This is a genomic window from Microcoleus sp. Pol8_D6 (assembly GCF_036700965.1).
In the GTDB taxonomy this organism is placed as follows: Bacteria; Cyanobacteriota; Cyanobacteriia; order Cyanobacteriales; family Microcoleaceae; genus Microcoleus.
Genome location: NZ_JAUBPW010000065.1, coordinates 1 through 18115, shown reverse-complemented (window position 1 = coordinate 18115; position 18115 = coordinate 1). Strand labels below are relative to the sequence as shown.

The window sequence follows — 18115 nt, the reverse complement described above, 5'->3', positions numbered from 1 at the left end:
AGAAGGAAGAAGGAAGAAGGTTGGAGGGAAGATACCATGTATAAATTAATGGTCTTTGTACCAGTTTTATACTTCTTCTTTTGTGATTTTTCTGGTTTCTTCTCATTCCCTCTTTCCTCCTCCCCGTTGATTATTACTCATTTTTGTTTCCCCATCCTGTCTTTTTCCTCAACATCCATCCGTTAAATCCCGTACAGGGATCGTTGCCAAACTGCCCTCGAACCTCCAACCTCCAACCTCTTCCTTCTTCCCTCCAACCTCAGCATCCATCCGTTACATTTGTTAAATCCCGTACAGGGATCGTTGCCGAACTTCCTTCTTGCCTCTTTTTTAATTAACGAGAAAACTCACAGCAATCAACAAGATAAAAAGATATAATTAAATAAACCAAGTCCAGCTAGGTCAGATGCAAAGCCAGTTAGGAAAAGCCAAGCGCAATCGCTCCCGCCGCCAATTGTTAGAACTCAGCCCTATCGGGCTAGCATTGTGCCGGACGGACGGGACTTTTCTCGACGTAAATCCAGCTTTTGCAAGTATTATCGGCCACACAGTTGCAGAAACTCTCCACCTCAACTACTGGGAAATTCAGCAAACACAGTGCGCGCCCCCAGAAACATATCTAGAATGTCAAGTAAAAAATAGCCACACGCACCTGTGCGAAGCAGCATACAAACATAAAAACCAGCATCTCGTACCCGTGCGAGTTTCTGAGCGGGCAATTGAAACAGAGGGACAGTGCGCGATTTGGCTAAGTGTTGAAGAAATCTTTAATAATCGGGATCAAAATAGCGCTCCGCTGGAATCAGGGCCGCCGCACAGCAATTCACATCTGGAAAAATTGCTGGCAAAGCAGACTGCCGAACTAGAAAAAACTCAGAAACTACTAGAAGAAAAAATCTCCGAACTGGAACAAACTCAAGAAAAATTACGTCTCCAAAGTCAAATTATCGACCAAATTCACGAAGCGGTGATTTATACAGATATGGACGGCTCGATCGCCATTTGGAATCAAGCCTGCCAAAAGTTATACGGCTATGAAGAAACTGAGGCTATCGGACAGCACGTTTCTTTAATTTACCCGCCAGAACAGCACGATTTTTTGTTAGAGAAAGTTATCAAACCGCTACAAGAAAAAGGCGAGCATGAAATAGAAGTTATCACGCGCCGTAAATCAGGAGAAAATTTTTCTTCGCACCTGATGCTCTCGCTATTGAAAGACAAAACGGGAGAAGTTGTGGGGATGATGGGTTCTTTAACTGATCTCAGCGTTTGCAAAGCTTTAGAACAAGAATTAGCACAGAGACAAGCACTATTTGATGCCTTTTTGAAGGAGGCTCCGGCGGGAATTTGCATTTTGGACTCCCAACTGCGGTACGTGCAAATTAATCAATTTATAGCAGAAATAAATAGCCTGAGTCCAGCAGAACACATTGGCAAGACTGTACGCGAAATATTGCCAAATATCGCTCCATTAATAGAGCCTTTGTACGAACAAATTTTGAGGACGAAACAACCCCTAATTAACATCGAGATGAGTGGTGACAATCCCAGAAAGCCGGGGTTTGTCCGACATTTGACAGGCTCTTATTTTCCCCTGCTAGACAAAGATGGCGAGGCGTTCGGCATCGGTGCAGTCATAATTGACATTAGCGATCGCAAACAAGCAGAAGCTGCGCTGCAAAAAAGCGAACAGCTTTACCGCACTATGGCAAGCAACTTTCCGAACGGCGCGGTGATGTTGTTCGATCCAGAACTGCGCTACACGCTGGTAGAAGGTACAGAATTAGCAGCAGTGGGGCTTTCCAAAGAGTTGATGGAAGGCAAGACAATCTGGGAAGTATTCGAGCCAGATGTTTGCGCTCAGATCGAGCCAACTTATCGGGCGGCACTGGCAGGAGAAACAGTTGTTACAGAATTTTTTTACAGCGATCGCGTTTACCTCGGTTATGCTTTGCCAGTCAGAAACGAACGGCAAGAAATCATCGGCGGATTGCTAATGACTCAAAACATTACTGCTCGCCAATTAGCAGAAGAAGCGCTCAGGGAAAGCGAGGAAAAATACAGGTGCATTGTCGAGACAGCGGACGAAGGAATTTGGATCATAGATGCGGAGGGTAAAACTACTTTTGTCAACAAAAAAATGGCCGATCTGCTCTGCTGCAGCCCAGAGGAAATGATCGGGGAGTCGCTATTTGCTTTCATGGATGCAGAAGGCATGGCGATCGCACAAATCAGTCTCGACCGCCGCCGTGAAGGAATTCGCGAACAGCTCGATTTTAAGTTCCGTCGCCGAGACGGCAGGGACTTGTGGGCGATGGTTTCTACTAATTCCTTGGCCGACAAACAGGGACGCTATGTGGGCGCTTTGGCAATGGTTGCTGATATTACCGATCGCAAGCAAACAGAAGCCGCATTGCAGCAGTCGGAAGCCAAATTTCGATCCCTCTACGAATTAACAAGTTTGCCTGTTTTTATGCTATGTGACAATGCCATCACCGATGCTAACACAGCCACCCTAAAACTATTCGGCTGTACTACCCCGCAACAGTTGTACTGCCAAAACCCTGGCACACTCTCGCCTCCTTTCCAACCCAACGGCAAAGATTCTTTGAGCATGGCTGACGACATGATAGCGATCGCTTTTGAGCGGGGAAAGCACCGTTTTGATTGGGTTCATCAGCGCTTAGACGGTACTGATTTTCCCGCAGAAGTCGTGCTGACAGTCATCGAGGTGGGAAATGAAAAAATTATCCAAGGAGTGATCCAAGATTTAACAGATCGCAAACTTGCAGAAGAAACATTAGTGCGATCGGAACAAGCCCTCAGACAGCAAGCAAGACGACAACAACTGCTCAATCAAATTGCCAACCAGATTCGCACATCTTTAGATTTAGACACAATTTTAGAAACCGCAGTTCAAAAAATTCGCAATTTGATGCACATAGATTGGTGCCTGTTCACTTGGTATCGCCTAAACCGCAATCCTCCGGTTTGGGAAATAGTTTGCGAAGCGAAGAATGCAGCTTTGCCGAGTTTGCTCGGTACTTATTCTATAGAAGATCAATCTAGTGTCGCCCTGCCACAGATTTTGCAGCGACACATCCTGCGAATTGATGATGTCAGCACTTTTGAAGATTTAGAAGTGCGCGAAAATTTCCAGGCCTTAAAAATTAACTCAGTGCTGTCGCTGCCAGTTCAAACTGCTTCAGGCGAGATTGGGGCAATTACCTGCTATGAGGCTGTGTCCATGCGAAATTGGAGCGACTCGGAAGTCGAACTGATGCAAGCGGTGGTCGCTCAAATTGCGATCGCGATCGACCACGCTGAACTGTACACCCAAACCCGCAAAGCGGCCCGACTAGCTCAAGCTCAAACTCAACAGCTAGAAGAAACTTTGCGCGAACTAAAACGTACCCAAACTCAATTAATTCAAAGTGAAAAAATGTCAAGTTTGGGACAGTTAGTAGCAGGTGTCGCCCACGAAATTAACAACCCAGTTAATTTTATCTACGGGAATCTCAGCTACACCAGCGAATACACTCAAAACTTGCTAAAAATGCTGCAACTTTACCAGAAGGAATACCCGCAGCCTAGCGCAAGAATTGTAGATGCAAGGGATGACTTTGAAATTGATTATCTCATTGAAGATTTACCAAAAATTTTAGCATCTATGAAAGTCGGAGCCGATCGCATCCGCGACATAGTTTTGAGCCTGCGAACTTTTTCAAGACTTGACGAAGCCGAAAAAAAACAAGTTGACATTCACGAAGGTATTGAAAGCACGCTGCTAATTTTGCAAAACCGCCTGAAACATAAAGCCGATCACCAGACAATTAATGTGATTAAAGAATACGGTAATTTGCCTTTAGTTGAATGTTATCCCGGTCAGTTAAATCAAGTATTTATGAATTTGTTGAGCAATGCGCTAGACGCATTGGAAATGGAGATGAAGGAATCCAATCGCACCGCCAAAAATCTCGCAATTACGATTCGCACCCAAGTAACCGACAATAACAGCGTTGCCATATGGATAGCTGACAGTGGCCCCGGCATGAGCGAAGATGTGCAAAAGCGCTTGTTTGACCCGTTTTTCACTACTAAACCCATTGGCAAAGGTACTGGCTTAGGATTGGCGATTTCGCACTCTATTATAGTAGAAAAACACGGCGGCAAGCTTTCTTGCAATTCTGTATTGGGAGAAGGTTCCGAATTTGTGATCGAGATTCCTCTGCAGCAAAAATTAAATTAAAACCCGTTGTATCGGTATCATATCAAATCCGAGCGAGCGATCGGATTTGATATGATTCAAATCCGATTCTTTACCGTCAGATGCACACCACCAGCGGGTGCCATTGTCAAACCGCGACGTACTGGCACCACGGGACTATTTTCTGTAAGTTCTAAAGAGTATCGTGACAGCACTTTCGCCAATACTAACTTCATTTCAAACATGGCAAATGCCGCCCCAATACAGCGGCGGTTTCCTCCCCCAAACGGCAAATATTCGTAAGGCGAAAATTGACGTTCGAGAAAACGTTTTGGTTTAAAACAATTTGGTTCCGGGTAAATATCAGGACGGTGATGAACCAAATAAATACAGGAAGAAACTATCATTCCTTTGGGAAGATTATAACCCATTAACTGCATCGGAGCTTGCAGAATGCGCGGAAATGCAAAAAATACGATCGGATAAATCCGCAGCGTTTCGCAACAGACAGCATTCAAATACGGGAGTTTAGTTATTTCCGCCGGATCGGAATTTTTCAAATCAATAGAATTGAGTTCTTGCAGCAGTTTCTCGCGGACTTCTGGGAGGTAGTGAATCCAATACAAAGCCCAGGCTAAAGCTGTGGCTGTAGTTTCGTGTCCCACGAATAACATTGTCATTAATTCATCCCGCAATTCAACGTCGCTCATCGGCTGTCCCGCTTCGTCACGAGCTGAAATTAACAAGCTCAGGATGTCTTCGCCTAATGGTTCCGACTGAGTTTTGCGTTCGCGAATTTCTTGATAAAGCAGTTCATCTAAACGCTGTCTTTGTCGCACAAATCCTCCCCAAGGACTCCAAGCACCTAAATCTTGTTGCAACGACTTCACAAACAAAAATGTCGCACTCAAAGGATTGCTAAAAAAATTTAACATCTTAACAAGAAGTTGCTGAATTTGCTGGTAGCGTTCTCCTTCGCTCAGCCCAAACACCGCGTGCAAAATCACTTCCAAGGAAATCTCCTGCATAGTTGATTGCGCGATAACCGAGTTACCCGGAGTCCAATTATTAATTACTTTTTCGGTGGTATTGCAGATGATTTGTCCGTAAGCTTTCATGCGTTCACCGTGAAAAGGTGGCATTAAAAGTTTGCGCTGCTGCAAATGTCGATCGCCATCTAACAACAATAACGAATTCGAGCCTACTAAAGGTAGCGCTATCTGGTTTCCCGTACCGGATTCAAAAAGTTTGGAATCCGCTGTAAAAATTTCTTGAATAGCTTGAGGATTGCTAATAATTACCTGGGGCGGAAAATTGCTGAATTTGCTGGTAAAAATGTCACCGTAGCTTTTATAGTTTCGTTCTAAATAATACAGAGGATTTAAAATTCCCCGCACTGTCTGAACAAATCTATTATCTTTAGGACCATCTAAAACTTTGTTGATATCATCATTTTGATATGGAGAGTTGTTGGTGAGGATAGTCATTTGTTTTTCTCCTAATTTTAGGTTTTCACAGGACTAATCAAAGCATAAGTCTTATTTCAAAAAAATCTCAAATCCCTCAGCTATTGAAAAATAGTACGCGGTAGGCATCATAAATTAGTACGGCAATAGTAGGATACAGAGTAACTCCCAGGCCAAAAGCTCGTTCTATCGGCTCTTTGAGATAGCCTATCGAAAACGCTATTCTTCCCAAAACAAACAAAGTTGCCAAAATTGGAATCAGCTTGATGCTGTAAGTATCTAAAAAGGTAGAAAGGATTAAACTGCCTACAAAAAACAGCACAAATTGCTCTATAGTGTTGCTCAGATAACGTAAATTAATCCGCATTGCTTCTGATTCGGCATTTGCTAAAGGGTTGATGGCTGGGCTGCTAAATCTACCATTACCAACTGCAACTATGCCGGCAAATAACATCAGTAACGGAAAGATTTGGCAGCGAAGGCTGAAAATTAGGCGCGACTCTGCGCTATGGAAGGGCGGTAGGGGCAGCGCTATCACAAAATAACTAATCAGTACAAAAGTAAGGCAGAAGATTAAGGCAGAAAGGCCACGCCGAACAACTATTTGCTGTTGTGGATTGAAACTGAGTAAATTAATCATTGTTTACACAAACCTTATTGTAGGTTTTTTCTACCTAGAGACTTTACGTAAACCCGATCGCACCTTGGCGTCTCCACACCCGTTGTCGCTAGATATCCGCTATTTTCGTACATTTTAACAGCTTCCTTGAGAATACTAGCAGTTTCAATCCAGATTTCCTCAAAGCCGCGAGCGATAATTTTACTTTCCAATTCTTGCAGTAAAAATTTCCCCAAACCCTGTCTCCTTGCTGCGGGCAAAATATACATTTTGCGAATTTCCACAGCATTATTTCCGCGCTCAATCGGATAGTAAGCCGCTGTACCCACTATTTTATCCTGCCGTTCAACTACCCAAAATTCGCCGCCTTGATTATGATAATGTAGTTCTACATCATAGACATCTCGATCTGCCCCGTGAGGTTCGCATTTTAAACCGTACTCTGCTAAAACATCCCTAATTAAATAGAACGCCTCAGCGCGATCGCGCGTTTCCCAGGAACGAATTAAAAAATCCAGATGTTGGGTTTTCATGGGTGATTGCAACTTAATATTTATTTGTTGACTTTAGCAACTGTAAACTTACTAATTTTTTTTTACAGTTTTTAAATGCACCTAGCTTTTAACTGTGAATTCTCGGTTCGGGATGAAGACTTGTCAGCAACTCGCTCTCTACTAATGATAATTCCTCCAACCTCTGCATCACAATATCCCGATCGAAATAAGTTGTTGCCAAAATCCAATATACCCCGTAATGGCGAGCTTCCGAAGCCATCAAACTGCGGTAAAACTTAGCTAATTCCGCGTCGGGACAGCGATCTCCCAGCAGTCCCAACCGTTCGTGACTGCGCGCTTCTATCAAACCAGAAACTAACAAAGAATCCAAAAGTCTCTCCGGTTCCTGCTTGCGAATTTGGGCGGACAAACCTGCACCGTAGGGAGGTGCGGCCAAAGGGCGCAAAGCGATGCTGCGCTTTTCTAACCGCTGGTTGACTTGCTCGAAATGCTCTAATTCTTCGCGGGCGATCGCCGTTAGCATCCTCACCAATTTTTCCCTTGCTGGGTAGCGAAACATTAAATTTAACGCTACTCCCGCCGCTTTCCGCTCGCAGTGAGAATGGTCTAATAAGATTGTATCCAAATGGGCGATCGCCTGTTGCACCCAAGCTTCCGAAGTCGGCTGTTTCAAAAACTTAATAGTTGGCAGTGTAGAAGTCATTAGTCATCAGTTATTAGTCATTACTCAGCAGTCACTAGCCAGCATTTATCCTATTTTACACAATTTTTCAAACACCGCATACATATCACCAGCAAACTTTTTCGGATTCCACAGCGGCGACAAATTGGCTGGATCTTTAGATTTCACCAACTGTGCTTTAATTGCATTTCTCAATTCACGATCTTTGCCCAATTTTACACCCACTTCCACATATTCCGACCAAGACAAAGCCACGCCTGTTTCAATTCCCAAAGTCTGCAAAAACGAATAACCCATTCTCGACAAAAATTGCTCTCCTGTGCGAGTCACCAACGGCAAATTAGACCACAAAGCCTCTAAAGTTTGAGTTCCTCCGTTGTAAGGATAAGAATCTAACAAAACATCTGCCAGCAAATAGATAATTCTGTGTTCTTCCTCAGTAGCAAACCTCGGCAAAAACTTAATTCGGTGCTTGCTCACTTTCTCAGCTTCGCAAGCTTGGTGATATGCAGCCTCAAACACGGCAGCATCGCCTAAAGCTTTGTGAATTAAGATACTGTTCGGCACTTCTTTGAGAATCGCAATTTGTGCTTTTACCAACTCGCTATTGAATTTTCTTCCGGGAGCGACGCACAGGTAAACTATCTGATCCAAACCGATCCGATGCGATCTTCTCAATGCAACGGGATCGACTCCATATCTCTGAAAACCGGACACCGCGACAAAGGAATCAGGCATCCTAATTAGCTGCTCGTCATAATATTTTTCCCTGTCTGCAGGGTGCGAGTGCCAGTCTGTAAGAAAGTAATTTTCCGGCGATATGTAAGGGGCGTCAAATCCCAGCCAAGAAACACAAACTGGTGCGGGTTTTTGGTAGAGAATGTCAGCGTGAACTGGTACGCTGAGAGAATCTAAATCAACTAAAACGTCCAATTCATCTTGCTGAATTTGGTCGATAATTTCTGCGGAATTGGCAAGTCCGTTCGGGTAGGTGGTCGGAAAAGTGAGTTTTCCCCAAGTTTCAAATTGCTTAGTGAGAGCGTCAGGAATAATTTTTTCCGAAGCGTACAAATACACATTGGGTGTGATGTCGGACAATTCGTGAATGATGTCCGCGCTGCACCAACCTACAGGATGGCGGCTAAAGTGATTGGACAAAAAGCCGATTTTTAACTTGCTGGATGGAACCGTTGGTTTGAAGCTGTAATTTGCGGGTTGAGAAAAATTAGGTTTAATACATTGGTCGATATACTTTTTGGCAATTAATCTGTAAAGTTTTGAGTTTGCCGCCAAGTCATCTCGCAAATAGGGCGTGCTGAATAACAAGTTTGCATAAAGCGATTTAATTTCCACCGGGCTAGCGGTTTCTAAGTTTTGCTCTAAGTACGACTCTAGCTCTAAAAATCGATCGCCAGCAATTTGATTTAATCCCGACACTTGATAGGTGCTGATGAAGTAAATCGCGGTCATAATTGGATCGGTTTCTGCACACATTTGGCTGTAGTGGTGTACGGCTTGCCGCGCGGCAGCTAAATCGCTAGTATCTCTGAGGATGTCGCACAAATGTTGGTGAGCCCCAATAAAATCGGGTTTAATTTGTAGAGCTTTTTGAAGGTTGGGTATTGCGTCTTTAAATTGACCCTGGTGGCGCAAAACTCGGCCAATTTGACAGTATGCTTCGGCTAAATCGGGTTTGAATGCGATCGCCTGCTGCCATGCAGCCACCGCCTCATCTAACTTCCCTTGCCGCGCTAATTTATCTCCTAAATTTAAGTGAAAATCAACCTGAGCAAGGTGGGGATTGAGTTCGAGAGCTTTTTGCTCGTATGCTACCGCTGCATCCTGCTGCCCCTGCTGCTTCAGTGCCCCTGCCAAATTCCAGTAAGCAGCAGCCAAATTCGGTTTAAGTTCGATCGCCTTTTCGTAATTGACAACCGCCTCCACCAAATGCCCTTGTTTGTAGAGCATACTGCCCAAATTAGCATAAGCCTCAGCAAAATCCGGATTCAGAGCGATCGCCTCGGAATAAAACCGCATCGCTTCCTCAATTTGGCCGCTTGCTTGCTGCACATTGCCCATTGTCACGTAAGCCGCCGCCCAATCCGGTTGCAATTCCAGAGCTCGGCGACAAGCTGCGACGGCTGCTGCTAAATTGCCTTGAGAGTAATAGGTTTCTGCAACAACTGTCAGGGATGCAGCATCTTCAAATTGGGGTGTTTCGGATTGGTTGCGAAAATCGGAATTCATTTTGCGGCCTATCTGTGCTATCAAGTTAAAGGTTGAATCTATATTATTTTGCAGAGTAGCAGTTTTAGCGGAATTACGGGCGATCGTCACAGAGAATTTATGAGCGACAAGCAAGCGACACAGCGCCAACATAACATCAAGTGGAAACCAAACCTTCTGCTGGGGATACTCTTGTTAACCTTAGCAATCCCCTTACCCTTTGCCCAAAAGACTTTCGCACAGCAGCAGCAGACAGCCAGCTTTCGGCAGAAATTATTTCAAACTGCACTTTATTTCACCCTATATTTTGAGGGCGGATTCAGCAATCACCCTGCCGATAAGGGCGGCAGAACTTATCGGGGCGTCTTGCAAACGGAATACAACGCCTACCGCTACAGTCGTGGGCTTCCGCCCCTTGATGTGACGCAGATGTCGGAAGCAGAGCTCCTAGAAATTTATAAATATTACTGGGATTCGAGCCTCTCGGGCACGATGCAGCCGGCTTTGGCGATCGTCATGTTTGACACCGCCGTTAATTTCGGTATTAATAACTCAATTACCTTTCTTCAGCAAGCATTAGGATTGCCGCAAACGGGAGTTTTTGACCCGCGCACCAAGGAAGCGCTGAAAGGGGCAAATAACAGAAATACCGCGCTGCAAATGATTAATGAACGAATTATTTACCGCTACAAAAGGGTGCAAGAAGATCCGACTCAGATGGCTTTTTTCCGGGGTTGGCTAAGTCGCGATTACAGTTTGTGGGGCTATGTGAACAAGATTAAGAATTAACAGTTAACAGTTAACTGTTAACTGTTAATTCTTAATAAGCAGGCGCGAATCTAATTTTTACTATCTTGTTTCTTTAAACTATTGTCGGGTGGGCAGGAGCGCCCGCCCGATAATTCCCATCTCAATGCACCACAGCTTATCATGTCGGCTTAAATAACCCTTATATAGCAATTCTTGCAGGAGTCGTAAATTTTTTACTCCACCCCAACCCTCCCCGAACCCGCTGGGAGTCCGTAAGAAATTCACAAATGATGCGAGGATTGCTATATCTCTAAGCTCCTCTCTGAGAAAAATCAGTCTATTCCACTTAACACATCAACCATTTGTCAAGTAAATGAATTTCATATAATTCACAATCTTGATTCATAAAAGTCATATTTATCAAGATATATTTCACCAATCAAAAAACCTAGTAAATTTTAACCCAACCGTCTATAACAGAAATATAAAAACCAAATGTGTTGCTGCTGCACAACTAACTTAAGCCATGAAACTATGACGGTAGAAGAAGCAATAATTTTTTTGGACAATCTGGTATACGAACAAACGGAAAAACACCTGAGTCGGTTGCAACAGTCGATAATTCGAGGCGTTGTAGGGGGTTTTACGTACCAAGAAATTCAGCAAAACGATCCGATCGCCCGCGGGTACACAGTGGGCTACCTGGGGCGGTATGTCGGCTACAACTTGTGGAAAGACCTCACCAAGATACTGAAGCAAGCAGAAATTATTGGACAAGAAGAAAGAGTAGTCGGAGCAAATCTTTGGGACTGCATCATGAGAGCTGTACAAAAAGGCACACAACCAGCTAATTCTGTCGATCCCATGTTGCAAAAGCTGCTGCGGATGCGTTACCGAATTAGAGAACATTTGGTGAACACCGAGTACAGCGATACCTATCTGGCTGAAGATGAAAATTTGCCCGATCGACCTTTGTGCCTCGTCAAGCGCCTGAAAAGCCAGTCTGAGAGAACCAGCCAGTTATTCGATCGAGAAACGCGGGTTTTATATCGATTGGGCCAACACGATCGGATACCAGAATTGTTAGCTCGTTTTGAAGAAGATGGATATTTTTATTTAGTCTATCAATTCATCGAAGGGCAACCCTTGTATCAAGAACTAATCGAAGGTCAACCCTGGGAAGAGCATCAGGTTATCGCTTTGTTGAAAGATATCTTGGAAGTGCTTGTTTTTGTTCACAAACAAGATGTAATTCACCGCGACGTTCACCCTCAAAACTTAATCAGGCGCACATCTGATAACAAAATGGTATTAATTGACTTTGGGGCAGTTAAAGAAATCAACACTTCACAAAACAGCATCGGTCAAACGAAATCGCGTGGCGGTACTCAGCAAGATTATATTCCCCCGGAACAAGCCATCGGTTCCCCGAAATTGTGCAGCGACATCTATGCTGTCGGGCTTATGGGGATTCAAGCCTTGACAGGAATGCGCCCGAAACAACTCAGAGTTGATAATTTAGGGAATCTCATCTGGCAGAAAAATGCAACTGTCACCCCGGAGTTGGCGAGCGTTTTAGACCAGATGGTGCTGTACGCTTTCCCCCAGCGTTACCCCTCAGCAACCGAAGCTTTGGAAGCACTTCAAAACTTGGGAGTTAGTTGACTGTTGTCAGTTGTCAGTTGTCAGTTACCAACTCCGACTTTCTTTAATATCCCCTCTTTAGTCCCTCTCTGCTGGGACTTTGTTTTTGTAGTAGCGGTTTCAACCGCCGAGTCTTATCTGTTGTGCCACATTTCCCCCAGGCACAGCAGCCGGTTTACAATGCGAGTGATCTTGTTGCACAGTGATTCATCCGCTACCATTAGCCCTCCATGTACTGAGTAAAAACACTCCGTCTTGCCGATGAATCAGCCGCCAATTTCCGAAATCGAAGGGACAACGAACAAGGAACAAGGAATTTTTTATTAAAATTTACACATAAAAAAATTAGTCAATTCTGCCGAATGCCTTCTACATAAGAGCCTTAAACCTTCATTTGACGATCTCTCTAAAGTTAGATAAAATAATTCATATTTTATGATTAGCAGCTTTGAGAAAATCTTAAGCAGCTTTGTATAGTAGGCAACACTATCGCTAGAGTGTTTATTGTTACCTTAGATACGTAGAAACCAAATAATTAGAGGGATCGAGAAATTGGAAGTTTTTGAACGAGCACAACAACTGCAAAGGCCCTCAACCCGAATGGCTGCTGTCGAGTCTTTTCCCAAAAAAGCGAGTATTGCAGTAATGGTGATCGGCTGTACAGTCATTTTGGGTTGGATATTCGATCTGCAACTCTTAAAAAGCATTCTGCCCGGACTCGTGACGATGAAAGCCAATACTGCGGTCTGCTTTATTTTGGGCGGGTTTTCTCTATTCATCCAACAGATCCGGCGCGCCAAATTAACAGCAAGAAAGCCTCAAAAAAATTACAAAAATTTAATTTTAGTATCCTCATTTTTAATTATATTAATTAGCATATTAACCCTAGTTCAATATAGCTTTAATTTAGACTTAGGCATCGACCAACTGCTATTTAAAGAAAGTTTCACATTGACAATTACCGGAACACCCGGACGCATGGCGCCGAATACTGCTGCTGCTTTTTTATTCCTGGGAACAGCGCTGCTGCTGCTGTCAGAACGTCGGCCTAAATACCTGCGAATTCAAATCTTAAGCTGTTCAGCATTGTTAATTGCATTTACGGGCTTGATAGGCTATTTCTACGACAAAGCTTTATTTTACCAAATTGGCAATAATACAGGGATGGCTTTGCACACCTCTGCAGCATGTATGTTGCTGAGCTTTGGCATTTTATTTGCCAGTCCAGAGCGAGGATTGATAGCAGTAATGACGAGCGATCGCGCGGGCGGCATCATGGCGAGGCGCTTGTTGCCACGGGCAATCATTATCCCGCCTTTAGTCGGTTATTTCATCCTATTGGGAGATCGGTTACAAGCCTACACGCCGGAGGTAGGGATATCGCTCTTAAGCGTATTGAACGTGATTATTTTTACAGTTCTGATTTGGCAGAATGCCAAAACTCTCTGCAGCGCAGACCGGAAGCGCTATCGAGCGGAACTGGGACTGAGGAAAGCTAAATTAGACTTAGAAAATCAAGTTGAGAAACGGACTATCCAACTGCAAATCACCAACGAGCAATTGCAGCAGCAAATTTTCGACTCTCAAACAACAAAGCAGGCGCTTCAAAAAAACTACAACCTGTTGATGGCAGTCATCAACAGTACGCCCGCAGCCCTATTTGTCAAAGATATTCAGGGTCGTTACTTAATGCTTAATGCTGCGGGAGCCAGTATAATTGGCAAGTCTGTAGACGACATTATCGGCAGAGATGACAGCGAGTTATTTCCGCCGGAAATCGCGGGCAATATTAGAAAAACTGATCGCCCAATTATGGCAGCGGGAACAACGGAAGCCATCGAAGAAGAGCTGCCAGTTAAAGGAAATTTGCGGACATTTCTTTCTACAAAAAGTGCTTACCGGGACGGACTAGGAAATATTAGCGGTATAGTTACCATCGCACGGGATATTACTGAAAGCAAAAAAGCCGAAATCGCCAACAGAAGTCTGGCAGCAATTCTGGAAGCAACCCCCGATTTTGTAGGTACTTACAACATCGAAGGACGCGCCATTTACATTAACAAAGCCGGCAGAAAAATGGTGGGTATAGGCGAAAACGAAGATATATCCAAGCGACAAGTTCTAGAATTCACGGCAGCGTCAGACTACAGCACTTTGAAACAAGCGATCGCCACCGCTGTTTCCGAAGGCTTTTGGAGCGGAGAAACAGCCTTCGTGTCAGCATCGGGACTCGAAATTCCCGTCAGCCAAGTCATCATCTCCCACTCCTCACCGGACGACAAACTCACATACATTTCGACGATCGCCCGCGACATCAGTGATCGCAAACACGCTGAAAAAGCCCTGCAACTGTCTCAAGCTCGTTTCGCCGGCATTGTAGAAATTGCCGACGACGCGATTATTTCCGTGGATGCTGAGCAAAAAATTATCTTGTTCAACCAAGGTGCAGAAAAGATTTTCGGGTGGACGGCTGCTGAGGCGATCGGGCAATCCCTGAGTCTGCTTTTGCCCGAAGCTTTTGGCATTCCTCACAGTCACCTCGTGAGCAATTTCAGCGGCGGCGTTAAACAAGCCCGAACAATGGGCAACCGCAAAGAAATTTTCGCCCGCCGCCAAGATGGTACGGAATTTCCCGCCGAAGCTTCTATTTCCAGACTCGAAGTGGCAGGCGAAATCATATTCACAGCTATTTTGCGCGATGTGACAGCCAGTCGCAAAGCCGAAGAATTTGTGCGTCTGAGCGAGGAAAGATACCGATCGCTGGCAATGGCAACCGCACAGATGGTTTGGATGACAGACGCTAGCGGAATCTTCGATAAGCCTCAGCCTGATTGGATAGCTTATACGGGCATGAGTTGGAAAGAGAAGGACAACTGGATAGAAGCAGTGCACCCAGAAGACCGCGATCGCACAATTCAAGCTTGGATGCAGGCCATAGAAACAAAAAGTCTCTACGAAGTCGAGCACCGCTTGCGGGCAGCAGACGGCAGCTACAGACACTTCTGGGTGCGGGGCGTCCCCATTTTGGCCGCCGACGGCAGCGTTCGCGAGTGGGTGGGAACTCACACCGACATTAGCGATCGAGTGGAAGTTTTGGAAGCACTCAAGCAGTCCGAGGGACAGTATCGATCGCAAGCAGCCCAGCTCGAAAAAGCTGTCCAAGAGTTGCACCAAGCTCAAACTCAACTCATCCAAACCGAAAAAATCTCTTCTCTCGGGCAGCTAGTCGCCGGCGTCGCCCACGAAATTAACAATCCGATTAACTTCATCTACGGCAACATTACCCACGCCAGCCAATACGCCACAGACTTGCTCGGTTTGCTCCAGCTTTACCAGGAAAAATACCCAAATCCCGTCCCGGAAATTGTAGAAGCAGCCGAAGATATTGAAGTTGATTACTTAATGGAAGACTTTACGAAGATTTTGGAATCAATGAAAGTAGGAGCCGATCGCATCCGCGACTTAGTTGTATCCTTACGCAACTTTTCCAGACTCGACGAATCGCAGATGAAGCGAGTAGATATTCACGAAGGAATCGAAAGCACTTTGCTAATTTTGCAGCACCGGATTAAAGCTAATGTACTTCGTCCCGCTATTGAGATTATCAAAGAATACGGCAATTTTTCAGAAATTGAGTGCTATGTAGGTCAGCTAAATCAAGTATTTATGAATATTTTAGGAAATGCGATCGATGCCCTAGAAGATTACAACAGCACTCATTCTTCCAAAGAAATATATGCTCACCACAACCGAATTCGGATTAGCACCAGTGCGAACTCAGAAACAGTAACAATTCGGATTGCCGACAACGGGATGGGAATCAATCAAGAACTTATTGGCAAGTTGTTCGATCCATTTTTTACTACTAAACCAGTCGGCAAAGGTACAGGCTTGGGACTGTCAATCAGCTATCAGATTATAGTTGAAAAACACCGAGGCAAATTGCAGTGTATTTCCACGCCTGGGGAAGGTGCAGAGTTTGTCATCGAGATTCCCATTTGCCAGGAAGTATCGCCTCTATTCACAGGAAATAATCAATTAGCCGCAGTTGGTAGTTAATTGTTAGTTGCGATCGGTGGCATCGGAATTAATATTACCCGAAATCAGGAAACGGCAGTGCCGTTTCCCTACAATTATATCGTTCCGAAGCTAGCGGATTTGATATAACCCGGCGGTTGGAAACCGCGTCTACACAAACGATGTCCGCCTCCGCGGACGAAGAAATATCGAATTTGAGATAAATGCGCGATCAACTCTTCAACCCGCGGAGGCGGGTTTTGTCTGTGTGCCCGTAAACTTCGCGGTTTCAACCGCCGGGGTTTTTGGGTTGATGGCCGATGGGATTTTTGGGTTGATGGGCGATCGAATTTGAGAGAAATGTGCGATGGGATTTGATATCATTCCGGCGCAGCCGGAATTGATATGACATAATCTCTGCCTCAAGATCGCCCTAAATCGAAATAATTCTTTACAATAACAAAGTAACAATCCAATTAACTTTGACAAATTCCCTTGAAAATGCCTGTAAACCAACTTTCTCCAACAACAGCCTCCACGGAAACACCGACACTCGACTTTGACATAGCCATCGTCGGAGGTGGCATAGTCGGGGCCACCTTAGCCAGCGCCTTAAAAGATTCAGCATTAAAAATAGCAATAATTGAAACCCAACTCCCCGCAGTGGCAGCAGCCAAAAAACAAGCCTATGCAATCACCCTGCTATCAGGAATGATCTTAGAAGGTATCGGTGTGTGGCAACAAATCTTGCCGCAAATCACCACCTTCGAGCAAATTAGCCTCTGCGACGGCGACTATCCCGGTGTCGTCGAATTCCACCGCCCGGATTTGGGAAATACTGGCAAATTGCCCGTACCAAAAACAGCTTTAGGTTACGTTGGCGAGCACCGAGTCATGCTGTCAGCTTTGCAAGAATCTTTGGCAAAAAACCCTAATTTCAGTTGGGTTTGTCCGGCGGAAGTAGTCGAAGTAAAATATTTAACTAATTGCGCCGAAATTAAAATCAAACAACACGGCGAAACTCGGACAATTCGCACTAAATTATTAGTCGCCGCCGACGGTTCGCGATCGCGCATCCGCACCGAAGCCAACATCAGCACTCGCGGCTGGAAATACTGGCAATCCTGCGTTGCTATCACTATTAAAGCAGAAAAACCGCACAACGATATCGCTTTTGAGCGCTTTTGGCCGAGCGGCCCGATGGGAGTGTTACCATTACCTGGGAACCGCTGTCAAGTAGTTTGGACAGCACCGCACGCGGAAGCAAAAGCTTTGCAACAAATGGATGAAACAGAGTTTTTGACTTTGTTGGAACAGCGCACGGGCGGGCTTTTAGGGTGTTTGGAATTGGAGAGCGATCGCTTTTTGTTTCCGGTGCAGTTAATGCAGAGCGATCGCTACGTTTTGCCCAGATTAGCACTAATTGGCGACGCCGCCCACTGCTGCCATCCCGTGGGCGGCCAGGGATTGAATATGGGCATTCGAGACGCTGGGGCGATCGCCCAAATCTTGCAGCAAGCGCACCAAAAAGGCGAAGACCTCGGCGACTTGCGAGTATTGAAACGGTATCACAACTGGCGCAAAAAAGAGAATTTAATCGTGTTAGGATTTACCGATTTTCTAGACAGATTATTTTCCAATACTTGGCTGCCAATTGTAGCATTTCGCCGCTTTGGATTGTGGTGTTTGCGAACAATTCCCCCAGTGAGGTTTTTAGCTTTGCGGCTGATGACAGGCTTGATGGGGCGGCCGCCGGAATTAGCGAAAAATTAGAAAAAACCGGGTTTTTTCCTATGTTGATTGCACTCTAGCGGTGTTGCCACAACCGCCAGGGGTTTCAACCCCTGGCTAATAGCGAAAGTCGGTTGAAACCGACTGAAAAGCTGAGATAAAAATGAAAAACTCTTTAGTCCTCCTAAGAAACTCAATCTAACTGCGGAGTTTTAGCAACTAGCTCAAACCCAAAAGACTCCGCAGTTTTCTCCAGCT

General features: G+C 45.0%; 11 protein-coding genes. 5 read left to right on the top strand and 6 right to left on the bottom strand.

Annotated features, from left to right (window positions below; all coding sequences use genetic code 11):
- Positions 1-406 precede the first annotated feature (406 nt).
- Positions 407-4249: a PAS domain S-box protein gene (locus QUA10_RS22385; protein ID WP_333084772.1), complete on the top strand. Its 3843-nt coding sequence runs from the start codon at positions 407-409 to the stop codon at positions 4247-4249.
- Positions 4250-4305: 56 nt separating this feature from the next.
- Here the strand turns inward: QUA10_RS22385 and QUA10_RS22380 are convergent, their stop codons facing one another.
- The 5 genes from QUA10_RS22380 to QUA10_RS22360 all read right to left on the bottom strand — a co-directional run bounded on the left by QUA10_RS22380 (position 4306) and on the right by QUA10_RS22360 (position 9736).
- On the bottom strand, positions 4306-5694 hold the full coding sequence (locus tag QUA10_RS22380; RefSeq protein ID WP_333084773.1) for a cytochrome P450: 1389 nt from the start codon (positions 5692-5694) through the stop codon (positions 4306-4308).
- 76 nt (positions 5695-5770) lie between these two features.
- Entirely contained in the window at positions 5771-6313 is a 543-nt protein-coding gene (locus QUA10_RS22375) for an MAPEG family protein (RefSeq protein WP_333084774.1), read from the bottom strand.
- A 14-nt stretch (positions 6314-6327) separates the two neighbouring features.
- The gene (locus QUA10_RS22370) at positions 6328-6825 is read right to left on the bottom strand and encodes a GNAT family N-acetyltransferase (RefSeq protein WP_333084776.1); all 498 of its coding nucleotides are present in this window, start codon (positions 6823-6825) and stop codon (positions 6328-6330) included.
- Between the two features lie 88 nt (positions 6826-6913).
- Entirely contained in the window at positions 6914-7510 is a 597-nt protein-coding gene (locus tag QUA10_RS22365; RefSeq protein ID WP_333084778.1) for a tRNA isopentenyl-2-thiomethyl-A-37 hydroxylase MiaE, read from the bottom strand.
- A 45-nt stretch (positions 7511-7555) separates the two neighbouring features.
- Complete coding sequence (locus QUA10_RS22360; RefSeq protein WP_333084779.1) at positions 7556-9736, bottom strand: tetratricopeptide repeat protein; 2181 nt, start codon at positions 9734-9736, stop codon at positions 7556-7558.
- Between the two features lie 99 nt (positions 9737-9835).
- On the opposite strand from QUA10_RS22360, the gene QUA10_RS22355 reads away from it, so the two are divergent.
- The 3 genes from QUA10_RS22355 (at position 9836) to QUA10_RS22345 (ending at position 16168) form a co-directional block, all read left to right on the top strand.
- Complete coding sequence (locus QUA10_RS22355; protein ID WP_333084781.1) at positions 9836-10504, top strand: glycosyl hydrolase 108 family protein; 669 nt, start codon at positions 9836-9838, stop codon at positions 10502-10504.
- Between the two features lie 495 nt (positions 10505-10999).
- Positions 11000-12130 (top strand): serine/threonine-protein kinase, encoded by a 1131-nt coding sequence (locus QUA10_RS22350; protein WP_333084784.1) that lies wholly within the window; start codon positions 11000-11002, stop codon positions 12128-12130.
- Positions 12131-12661: 531 nt separating this feature from the next.
- On the top strand, positions 12662-16168 hold the full coding sequence (locus tag QUA10_RS22345) for a PAS domain S-box protein (RefSeq protein WP_333086372.1): 3507 nt from the start codon (positions 12662-12664) through the stop codon (positions 16166-16168).
- Positions 16169-16415: 247 nt separating this feature from the next.
- On the opposite strand, the gene QUA10_RS22340 is transcribed toward QUA10_RS22345, so the two are convergent.
- Positions 16416-16538 (bottom strand): hypothetical protein, encoded by a 123-nt coding sequence (locus QUA10_RS22340; RefSeq protein WP_333084786.1) that lies wholly within the window; start codon positions 16536-16538, stop codon positions 16416-16418.
- Positions 16539-16627: 89 nt separating this feature from the next.
- Between QUA10_RS22340 and QUA10_RS22335 the strand changes: the two genes are divergently transcribed.
- Complete coding sequence (locus QUA10_RS22335; RefSeq protein WP_333084787.1) at positions 16628-17899, top strand: FAD-dependent hydroxylase; 1272 nt, start codon at positions 16628-16630, stop codon at positions 17897-17899.
- Positions 17900-18115 lie beyond the last annotated feature (216 nt).